The sequence below is a fragment of the Staphylococcus roterodami genome, from assembly GCA_022493055.1.
Classification (GTDB): Bacteria; Bacillota; Bacilli; order Staphylococcales; family Staphylococcaceae; genus Staphylococcus; species Staphylococcus singaporensis.
In genome coordinates this window covers 1,784,659-1,796,567 of the sequence record CP092781.1, presented here as the reverse complement: position 1 = coordinate 1,796,567, position 11,909 = coordinate 1,784,659, and the positions used below count along the sequence as shown (strand labels likewise).

Below are 11,909 nucleotides of genomic sequence, written 5' to 3'. Positions count from 1 at the left end.
GGGCTTTATAATGAAGTCAATTACAACTGATGAATTAAAAAAGAAACTCTTGCAATCTAATCCTGTTCAAATAGTAGATGTACGAACAGATGAAGAAACTGCGATGGGGTATATTCCCAATGCAAAGTTAATACCTATGGATACCATTCCTGAAAATCTAAATACATTTAACGATAAAGAAACATACTATATCGTATGTGCTGGTGGCGTAAGAAGTGCCAAAGTTGTTGAATATTTAGAAGCAAATGGTATTGAAGCAGTAAATGTTGAAGGTGGCATGCATGCTTGGGGCGATGAAGGGTTAGAAAATAGTAATATATAATTAGTATTACGCAAGTTAAATTACAATATTAAATCATTTAAATAAACATCAAGTAACGGTTTTGTTGCTTGGTGTTTTTTTCTTTGTAGATTTTTCCCTAACATAAAATGTGGACAATATCTCTGATATATTTTTTTAAGTTATTAATCACAAAACAGAAACTAAATTGTAATAAAATAAAACTTTATTTTATAAAATTATGATGATAAAATTGAGTGAACTTAAAATGTTGTACAAAATAATATGGTTATAAATACAATTGGGAGAGATTTAATTTTTAGCATAATTCTAAACGACACAGCAGAGAATAGACAACCAGGAGGAAATTGAAATGAATTTGTTAAAGAAAAATAAATATAGTATTAGAAAATATAAAGTTGGCATTTTCTCTACATTAATAGGGACAGTATTATTACTTTCAAATCCAAATGCTGCTCAAGCTTTAACTACTGAAACAAGTGCAAATAATTCAGCAGATCAAAGTGTACCAGCTAATGTACAAAATTCTAATGTGAATACTAATCAAGGTGTTACAAATAATGCGCAGAATACATCAAGTCATTCTACTACAACAAATGCATCACCAAATCAAACGTTGCCAAATCACAATAGTGTTGGTTCTGCAAATCAAGTTGCGCCAATATCACCGCAACCTAACCAACCTAACACAACAACAGGTCAAAATAGCAATAATTCGCATTTAAATACAACAACAACTGACAAAACGTCAAATACTACAAATGGTAATTTAACACCAAATACGAATACTTTAAATGTGGATAATAATACAACTGAAAATAGTTCAGAGCGTCATTTAACTTTGAAAGAGATTCAAGAGGATGTTCGTCATTCTTCAGATAAACCAGAGTTAGCTGCAGTAACAGAAGAACCTTCTAATAGACCAAAGAAGAGAAGTAGACGTGCAGCGCCAGCAGACCCGAATGCGGCACCAGCAGATCCTGCGGCAGCCGCTGGAAATGGTGCAACTCCAGCTGGAAACGCAGCGACATATACGCCAGCAACGGATCCAAATGCTAACAATACAGGACAGAATGCGCCAAATGAAGTGTTAACTTTTGATGACAATGGTATTAATCCAAGTACTAACCGCTCAGTACCTTCAGTTACAGTTGTGGACAATTTACCAGGTTTCACTCTCATTAATGGTGGTAAAGTCGGTGTCCTTAGTCACGCAATGGTAAGAACAAGTATGTTTGATTCTGGAGATGCAAAGAACTATCAAGCACAGGGCAATGTCATTGCATTAGGTCGTATTAGAGGGAATGATACAACCGATCATGGAGGATTCAATGGGATAGAAAAAGCGTTAACAGTAAATCCGAATTCCGAATTAATCTTTGAATTTAATACGATGACTACTAAAAACTATCAAGGTATGACAAACTTAATCATTAAAAATGCTGATAATGATGCTGTTATTGCAGAAAAAGTAGTTGCGTATGGTCCAATATGGCGTTTATTTAAAGTACCTGAAAATGTCAGTCATTTAAAAATTCAGTTTGTTCCTAAAGACGATGCCATTACAGATGCCCGTGGTATTTATCAATTAAGAGATGGCTATAAATATTATGACTTTGTAGATTCAATTGGTCTACATTCTGGTTCGCACGTTTATGTTGAGAGACGTTCTATGGATCCAACAGCAACAAATAATAAAGAATTTACTGTAACCACATCATTAAAGAATAATGGTAATTTTGCAGCATCATTAAACACAGATGATTTTGTCTACCAAATTCAATTACCTGAAGGTGTAGAATATGTTAATAATTCATTGACTAAAGACTTCCCAAGTAATAATTCAGGTGTTGATGTGAATGATATGAATGTAACTTATGATGCAGCCAATCGAATTATTACAATTAAAAGTGCTGGCGGTGGTGGAGGAAATTCAGCTGCGCGCCTTATGCCAGATAAAATATTGGATTTAAGATATAAGTTACGTGTAAATAATGTTCCAACTCCAAGAACGGTTACATTTAATGACACATTGACTTATAAAACTTATACTCAAGATTATATTAATACACCTGCAGAAAGTCATACTGTAAGCACAAACCCATATACTATTGATATCATTATGAATAAAGATGCATTGCAAGCAGAAGTAGATAGACGTATTCAACAAGCAGATTATACATTTGCCTCATTAGATATATTCAATGGTTTAAAAAGACGTGCACAAACGATTTTAGATGAAAATCGTAATAATGTACCGTTAAATCAAAGGGTATCGCAAGCTGATATTGATTCATTAGCAAATCAAATGCAGCATACATTGATTCGCAGTGTTGATGCTGAAAATGCAGTAAACCAAAAAGTGAATCAAATGGAAGATTTAGTTAATCAAAATGATGAACTAACAGATGAAGAAAAACAAGATGCGATTCAAGTTATAGAGCAACATAAAGATGAAATAATTGGTAATATTGGTGATCAAACGACTGATGAAGGCGTTACTCGTGTTAAAGATCAAGGTATTCAGACTTTAAGCGGGGATACTGCAACACCGGTTGTTAAACCAAATGCTAAAAAAGCTATACGTGATAAAGCGGCAAAACAAAGAGAAATTATCAATAACACACCAGATGCAACTGAAGATGAAATCCAAGATGCATTAAATCAATTAACGACAGATGAAACTGATGCTATTGATAATGTAACGAATGCCACAACGAATGCTGATGTTGAAACAGCTAAAAATAATGGTATTAATACTATAGGCGCAGTTGTTCCTCAAGTCACACATAAACAAGCAGCTAGAGATGCAATTAACCAAGCAACAGCAACGAAACGACAACAAATTAATGATAATAGAGAAGCGACGCAAGAAGAGAAAAATGCAGCATTAAACGAATTAACACAAGCAACGAACCACGCTTTAGAGCAAATTAACCAAGCAACAACAAATGCTGATGTCGATAATGCAAAAGGAGATGGTTTGAATGCCATTAATCCAATTGCTCCGGTAACAGTTGTTAAGCAAGCTGCAAGGGATGCTGTTTCACACGATGCGCAACAACAAATTGCAACAATTAATGCAAATGCTGATGCGACTCAAGAAGAAAGACAAGCAGCGATTGATAAGGTTAATGCAGCTGTAGCAGCAGCAAATACAAACATTTTAAATGCCAATACAAATGCAGATGTTGAGCAAGTAAAGACAAATGCGATTCAAGGAATACAGGCGATTGAACCAGCTACAAAGGTTAAAACTGATGCTAAAAATGCTATTGACCAAAGTGCAGCAACACAACATAATATTATTTTTAATAACAATGATGCTACGCTTGAAGAACAACAAGCAGCCCAACAATTACTTGATCAAGCTGTTACAACGGCGAAACAAAATATTAATGCAGCAGATACGAATCAAGAAGTAGCGCAAGCTAAAGAGCAAGGTACGCAAAGCATTACTGTCATTCAACCAGCAACACAAGTTAAAACGGATGCTCGTAATGCTGTAAATGAAAAGGCAAGAGAAGCAATTACAAATATTAATGCAACACCAGGTGCAACAAGAGAAGAAAAGCAAGAAGCAATAGATCGTGTTAATACCCTTAAAAATAGAGCATTAAATGATATCAGTGTAACTTCTACAACAGCGATGGTTAATAGTATAAGAGATGATGCAATAAATCAAATTGGTGCGGTTCAACCACATGTAACGAAAAAGCAAACAGCTACAGGTGTATTAAATGATTTAGCAACTGCTAAGAAGCAAGAAATTAATCAAAATACAAATGCAACCACTGAAGAAAAACAAGTAGCGTTAAATCAAGTAGATCAAGAATTAGCAACTGCAATTAATAACATTAATCAAGCAGATACAAATGCAGAAGTAGATCAGGCACAACTAGCAGGGACACAAGCGATTAATGCTATACAGCCCAATATCGTAAAAAAACCTGCAGCATTAGAACAAATTAACCAACATTATAATGCTAAATTAGCTGAAATCAATCAAACACCAGATGCTACAGATGATGAGAAAAATGCAGCAATTAATACTTTAAATCAAGAGAGACAACAAGCAATTGAAAGCATTAAACAAGCAAATACAAATGCAGAAGTTGACCAAGCTGCCACAACAGCTGAGAATAATATTGATGCTGTTCACGTAGATGTAGTTAAAAAGCAAACGGCTAGAGATAAAATTAATGCAGAAGCTGCTAAACGAATAGAAGTTGTTAAACAAACGCCTAATGCAACAGAAGAAGAAAAACAAGCTGCAGTGAACAAAATTAATCAACTTAAAGATCAAGCGCTCAATCAAATTAATCAAGATCATACAAATGACCAAGTAGATGCTACTACAAACCGAATGATAAATGCTATAGATAATGTTGAAGCAGATGTTGTTGTGAAACCAAAAGCAATTGCCGATATTGAAAAAGCTTTTAAAGAAAAACAACAACAAATTGATAATAGTATTGATTCTACTGATAACGAAAAAGAAGTTGCTACTCAAGCACTTGCTAGGGAAAAAGAAAAAGCTCTAGCAGCAATTGATCAAGCACAAACTAATAATCAAGTAAATCAAGCAGCAACTGATGGATTATCTGCAATTAAAATTGTACAACCTGAAACTAAGGTAAAACCAGCCGCACGTGAACAAATTAATCAAAAAGCTAATGAACTACGTGCGCAAATTAATCAAGATAAAGAAGCGACAGCAGAAGAAAGACAAGCTGCACTTAATAAAATTAATGACTTCGTTAATCAAGCTATGTCTGATATTAGTAATGATAGAACAAATCAACAAGTTACTGACACAAAAACTCAAGCACTTGATAATATTGCTCAAGTAAATCCTGAACATATTGTTCGAGCGGCAGCAAGAGATGCAATTAATCAGCAATATGAAGCTAAAAAACAAGAAATTGAGCAAGCAGAACATGCGACGGATGAGGAAAAACAAGTAGCTTTAAATCAATTAACTAATAATAAAGAACGTGCATTACAAAATATTAATCAAGCTGTAACTAATGATAATGTAAAACATGTTGAAACAAATGGTATTGCTACTTTAAAAGGTGTAGAACCGCATATTGTGGTTAAACCAGAAGCACAACAGGCAATAAAGGCGAGTGCAGATAAACAAGTAGATTCTATAAAAGACACGCCTGACGCAACAGTAGATGAAATAAATGAAGCGAATCAGCTTATAAAAGATACACTTCAACAAGGTCAACAGCAAATTGATAACACAAATCAAGATGCTGCTGTTACAGGTGTTAGAAATCAAACGATTAAAGCAATAGAAGAAATTAAACCAAAAGTGAGACGTAAGCGTGCAGCACTCGATAATATTGACCAAACTTCAGACAATCAAATGAATACTATACAAAATACTTTAGATACTACTGAAGATGAGCGAAATGATGCTATCCATGCTTTAAATAAAATTGTAAATTCACTTAAAGAGGCTATTGCACATAATAGTACGAATGCTGAAGTTGATCAAACAGAGACATCGGGGCAAGAAAACATTAAAGTGATTTTACCAAAGGTTCAGGTTAAACCAGAAGCACGTCAAGCGGTTAATGTGAAAGCAGTATCTCAAAATGCACTTATCGATCAAAGCGATTTATCTACAGAAGAAGAACGTCTTGAAGCCAAGCATTTAGTTGAACAAGCACTTAATAAAGCTATCAATCAAATCAATCATGCTGATAAAACGGCGCAAGTAAATCAAGGCAGTCTAGATGCTCAAAATATAATTTCGCAAATTAAACCAGCGACAACTGTTAAGACAAAAGCGCTACAACAAATTCAAGATATTGCAACTAATAAGATTAATCTAATTAAAGCAAATAATGAAGCGACTGATGAAGAACAAAATGCTGCAATTGCCGAAGTTGAACAAGCGTTAATTAAAGCTAAACAACAGATTGTTAGTGCAGTGACTAATGCTGATGTTGCGTATTTATTACATGATGGTAAGAATGAAATTCGTGAAATCGAACCTATTATTAATAGAAAAGCATCTGCTCGAGAACAATTAACAACATTGCTAAACGAAAAGAAACAGGCAATAGAATCAAATGTTCAAGCAACAGTGGAAGAAAGAAATAGTGTATTAGCAGAGTTACAAAATATTTATGATGCAGCAATATTACAAATTGACCATGATCGCAGTAATGCCCAAGTTGATAAAACGACATCATTAAATTTACAAGCAATACAAGATTTAGATGTATATCCTGTTAAAAAGCCAAATGCTGAAAAGGAGATCAACCAAGAAGTTGTACGTGTAACCAATTTAGTACAAAGTTATCGTAAAGTTAGTGATCGTAATAAATCTGAAGCTTTAAAAGCGATAGATGCACTAAAATTACAAATGGAAGAAGAATTAAAAGCAGCACATACCAATGCAGATGTTGATGAAGTTTTAAAACGATTTAATGTTGCACTAGGTAATATTGAAGCAGTCATTACAGAAAAGGAAAATGGATTAATACGCATTGAAAACATAGCGCAACAAACTTTTGAAAAATTCAAAGCTATTGCAACGCCTGAACAACTCGCTAAAGTAAAAGCTTTAATTGATCAATATGTTAAAGATGGCACTCGTATGATTGATGAAGATACGACGTTGAATGATATCAAACAACATACTCAATTTATTATTGATGAAATTTTAGCAATAAAATTACCAGCTGAAGCGAAAGTAGAATTGCCAAAAGCAAGAAAGTCAGTACCAATAGTATGTGAGCCAAACAAAAAAGAAGGTAAGCATGAAGCACGAAAAATTGAAAAAGAACTTCCAAATACAGGTTCTGAAGGAATGGATTTACCTTTAAAAGAAATGGCACTAATTACAGGTGCAGCATTGTTAGCTAGAAGACGTTCTAAAAAAGAAAAAGAATCGTAACATTAAAAATGACCTTAATATAACTACACAATAATGTGGCTAAGTTATATTAAGGTTATTTTTTATTTGAGTATTTTAATTAAATGAAAAAATATTGAAGCGTTTAAAAATATACTAAATTTCAATTTAATCTGCTTGTATAGAATGAGAATATTGTCCTGCATACAATCCAGCGACATGACCAGTTACTAAAGCACTTGTAATATTATAACCACCTGTATAGCCATGAATATCTAATACTTCTCCGCATAAAAATAGCCCAGGAACTATTTTAGACATCATCGTTTTAGGTTGAATTTCTTTTAATGAGACGCCACCACCTGTTACAAAGGCTTTATCAATTGGCAAAGTGCCATTAACTTTGAATTCGAAACCTTTAAACATATTTACTAAATCATTTAGTTGCTGATTTGATAAATGATGTGCTGTAGTATTTTCGTTAATACCTGATTTTTCCAAAATAAAAAGTAAATAACGCTCTTCGATTAAACCATGTAAACTATTTTTTATTATTTTATCTGGTGCATCAGCTAATAATTTGCTTATATTTTGTTTTAGTTGTTCGTGGTTTAATTCAGGGAAAACGTCTATTGCCATAGTAATTTGTTGTGCTTTTTGATTTTTTTGTTCTTTATAAACAAATTGACTACATCTTAAGGCAGCTGGACCACTGATTCCAAAGTGAGTGAACAACATGTCCATTTGATGACTAATACGTTTTTTGCCATTTTTCTTTAGTACTGACAATTCAACATCTTTCAAGCTTAGACCTTTTAAACGATTAGTTTTAATAAAAGATTCAGTCGATGTAATAGGTACTTCAGTCGGAAACAGTTCAGTAATGGTATGACCAAAATGACGGGCAAAATGATAACCATCTCCTGTTGAACCTGTTTGTGGGACACTCGTACCGCCTGTAGCAATGACAAGTGAATGACTTTCATAACAGTTATTTTGCGTATATACAGTAAAAATATGTTCATCATTGATTTCAATACGACTAACTGCTTCTTCTTCTTTAATTGTCACATGTTGACTTTTTATAGTTGATATTAAGGTATCCACGACATCTTGGGCTTTATTGGATACTGGGAACATACGACCATGATCTTCTTCTTTTAATTTGACACCACGCGATTCAAAAAAATCAATAATAGACTCATTATCAAATATTGAAAATGGACTATATAAAAATTTGCCGTTTCCTGGTATGTTTTTAATTATTTCGGCATAAGGTAGTCGGTTTGTCACATTACATCTACCACCACCAGATATTTTTAGTTTGCGACCTAATCCTTTCTTTTTTTCTATAAGCAAGACATTTTCATTTTGTTCGCTTGCAGCTACTGCAGCCATTAAGCCACTAGGACCGCCACCGATAATGATTGTTTGATACATACATGTTTCCTCCAAGTTTTAGTACTGCTACATTCACTAGTTATTTTATAGTACTTTACTAAAGTTTGCTATCACTGTTGTGTTATGAGATGACAATGAAGTTAATAATATCTATAATATGTGTTTCATAAAAAGTTGAAAATGATTGTAGCGATTAACAATGATTTTCAACAGCTATACGTAAATCATTGAAATTAGTAGTATAATGTTTATATGAAATTTAGTTATATTAAATTCAATTTTGATTATTCAATGACAATTAGTTGGTAATTTTGTTATGATATTTCATTGAATATACGACTATGAAATTAAGTTTTGTGATATATTCATAATAATGTAAATGATTTTAGACAGAAATAGCCTTTTATTTACAAAACTTTAATAAATATGAGATAGGGAGATACGTAATGAGTGAAAGTAAAGAAATGGTGCGTGGAACCTTTTTAATTACAATAAGTATATTAATTACAAAAGTGTTAGGCGTACTTTTTATCATTCCATTCAACTATTTAATTGGTGGACAAGAAAATATGGCGCCGTTCACATATGCTTACGCACCATATAATATTGCAATTGCAGTTGCGACAGCAGGTGTACCACTTGCGGCTTCCAAATATGTTGCGAAATATAATGCGATTGGTGCATATAAAGTCAGTCAGAAATTTTATAAATCTAGTTTTATTGTAATGAGTATTACAGGTGTCTTAGGGTTTTTAGTACTATATTTCCTTGCACCATATATTTCTGAATTAACACTTGCTAGAAATGTACATGATAAAAATGGTTGGTCAGTAGATGACATAACTTGGATTATTAGAATTATCAGTATGGTTGTAATCTTTATTCCAGTATTAGCAACATGGAGAGGTATATTCCAAGGGTATAAGTCAATGGGACCAACAGCAGTTTCTGAAGTAACTGAGCAAATTGCGCGTGTTATTTTCATATTAATTGGTAGTTATTTAGTACTTAATGTTTTCGACGGATCAATTTTATTAGCAAATGGTATTGCAACATTTGCTGCAGCCGTTGGGGCGATTATAGGTATTTTCACATTATGGTATTACTGGAGAAAACGTAAGCATAATATCGATCGAATGGTCGAATCTGATTATACTGATATAGATGTGTCATATGGAAAAATGTATAAAGAAATTATTGCGTATAGTATTCCATTTGTAATTGTAAGTTTAAATTATCCATTGTTTAACTTGGTAGACCAATTTACACATAATGGTGCATTATCATTAGTAGGTGTCCCTTCACAATTACAAGATATTTTCTTTAATATGTTGAATATGTCTACAAACAAAATAGTTATGATTCCAACATCTTTAAGTGCTGGTTTTGCAGTAAGTTTAATTCCTTATATTACAAAAACATTTGCTGAGGGTCGATTACATGAAATGCACCATCAAATTAGAACATCAATTGGTGTATTAATGTTTATAACTGTTCCAGCAAGTATTGGAATTATGGCATTAGCACAACCATTATTTACTGTGTTCTATGGTTATGACCCAATCGTATTAGGACATGACCCTAACCATGATGGTAGTCGATTACTATTCTATTATGCACCTGTAGCGATTTTAATTTCTTTATTAAGTGTTACAGCATCAATGTTACAAGGGATTGATAAACAAAAATTAACGGTATACGTTATTTTAGCTTCAGTTGTGATTAAATTAGTATTGAACTATCCATTAATTATGTTGTTCCATACACCGGGTGCTGTGTTAAGTACAAGCATCGCATTATTATTTGCGATTGGATGTAATTTCTATATTCTTAAAAAATATGCAAAATTCAAATTCAGTTATAGTTGGATTCATTTTGCAAAAATATTCTTATATTCATTCATTATGATGATTGGTGTAGAAGTGGTATTCTTCCTTGCAAATCTAATCCTTGAACCAACGAAACTAGGTTATTTAATAATTATAATTTTAGGTGTAACAGTTGGTGTGTTAATCTATGGAACATTAACAATCAAAACACGTCTTGCAGATGAATTTTTAGGTGAAATTCCTGAAAAATTAAGACGTAGAGTTAGGTTTTTACGATGAGAATAGATAAATTTTTGGCGAACATGGGTGTAGGTACACGAAATGAAGTTAAACAGTTACTAAAAAAAGGCTTTGTTACGGTGAATAATCAAATCATCAAGTCTCCAAAAGCACATATTGAACCAAATGAAGATAGCGTATTGGTTCATAGAGAGATAATTAAATATATTGAGCACGTTTATATTATGCTAAATAAGCCTAAAGGATATGTTTCGGCAACCGAAGATCAACAATCGCAAACAGTTATTGATTTAATTCCTGAATATCAACATTTAAATATTTTTCCGGTTGGTAGATTAGATAAAGATACTGAAGGTTTATTGTTGATTACAAATGATGGCAATTTTAATCATGAACTAATGAGTCCTAATAAACATGTTTCCAAAAAATATGAAGTCATCTCAAAACATCCAATCACAGAAGAAAATATCAAAGCTTTTAAAGAAGGTATCACGCTATCTGATGGTAAGGTTAAGCCAGCAATATTGACTTATATTGATGATCGAACGTCACACGTTACAATTTATGAAGGGAAATATCATCAAGTTAAACGAATGTTTCACAGTATTCAAAATGAGGTAATACATTTAAAACGTATAAAAATTGCTGACTTAGAACTAGATAGCAATTTAAAGTCAGGTAATTATCGTTTATTAACAGAAAATGATTTTCACAAATTAAATTTAAAATAAAGGGAGACGATTGATATGGCAAAAGGAAATTTATTTAAAGCGATTTTAGGTATTAGTGGTGCAGTTGCAGCAGTACTTGTTACACGTAAAGATAGTCGTAATAAATTAAAAGCTGAATACAATAAATATAAGCAAGACCCACAAACATATAAAAATAATGCAAAAGATAAAGCAACACAATTAGGCAACATTGCCAATGAAACAATCCAAGAAGTTAAAAATAACCCTAAAGATTATGCTGCTAGATTGAAAAATGATCCAAAAGCATTTTTTGAAGAAGAAAAATCTAAATTTACAGATTTGGATAATAAAACTGAAGACAGTATTGAAGAGGGTAAATTTGATGATGAAGGTGGCGCAGCACCGAATAATAATTTGCGTGTAGTTACAGAAGAAGATTTAAAAAAGAATAAAAACGCGTTGTCTGACAAAAAATAAAAAGTTAACTTCTTGATAGATTTATGAAGTACTTGAGTTAATTTAATAAAAAATATAGAGGAATGAAGCGGTTATCGTTGATTTTATGTCAA

Annotated in this window: 6 protein-coding genes; 5 read left to right on the top strand and 1 reads right to left on the bottom strand. The window is 32.6% G+C overall.

Annotation, left to right across the window (positions count from 1 at the left end; translation table 11 throughout):
* Nucleotides 1-10 precede the first annotated feature (10 nt).
* Both ML436_08615 and sasC read left to right on the top strand, forming a co-directional pair.
* Nucleotides 11-322 carry a rhodanese-like domain-containing protein gene (locus tag ML436_08615; protein ID UMT77260.1) on the top strand — a complete coding sequence of 104 codons (312 nt, stop codon included), beginning with the start codon at nucleotides 11-13 and terminating at the stop codon, nucleotides 320-322.
* Nucleotides 323-653: 331 nt separating this feature from the next.
* Nucleotides 654-7,220: an LPXTG-anchored repetitive surface protein SasC gene (sasC, locus tag ML436_08610; protein ID UMT77259.1), complete on the top strand. Its 6,567-nt coding sequence runs from the start codon at nucleotides 654-656 to the stop codon at nucleotides 7,218-7,220.
* A 126-nt stretch (nucleotides 7,221-7,346) separates the two neighbouring features.
* Here the strand turns inward: sasC and ML436_08605 are convergent, their stop codons facing one another.
* Nucleotides 7,347-8,618, bottom strand: a complete 1,272-nt coding sequence (locus tag ML436_08605) for an NAD(P)/FAD-dependent oxidoreductase (protein ID UMT77258.1) — start codon at nucleotides 8,616-8,618, stop codon at nucleotides 7,347-7,349.
* A 407-nt stretch (nucleotides 8,619-9,025) separates the two neighbouring features.
* Between ML436_08605 and ML436_08600 the strand changes: the two genes are divergently transcribed.
* Genes ML436_08600 through ML436_08590 form a run of 3 tightly spaced genes read left to right on the top strand, consistent with a single transcriptional unit; the run spans nucleotide 9,026 to nucleotide 11,817 of the window.
* The gene (locus tag ML436_08600; GenBank protein UMT77257.1) at nucleotides 9,026-10,687 is read left to right on the top strand and encodes a polysaccharide biosynthesis protein; all 1,662 of its coding nucleotides are present in this window, start codon (nucleotides 9,026-9,028) and stop codon (nucleotides 10,685-10,687) included.
* Nucleotides 10,684-11,379: an rRNA pseudouridine synthase gene (locus ML436_08595; GenBank protein ID UMT77256.1), complete on the top strand. Its 696-nt coding sequence runs from the start codon at nucleotides 10,684-10,686 to the stop codon at nucleotides 11,377-11,379. The genes ML436_08600 and ML436_08595 overlap by 4 nt, the downstream gene beginning before the upstream one ends.
* Nucleotides 11,380-11,394: 15 nt before the next feature.
* Nucleotides 11,395-11,817, top strand: a complete 423-nt coding sequence (locus tag ML436_08590) for a YtxH domain-containing protein (protein ID UMT77255.1) — start codon at nucleotides 11,395-11,397, stop codon at nucleotides 11,815-11,817.
* Nucleotides 11,818-11,909 lie beyond the last annotated feature (92 nt).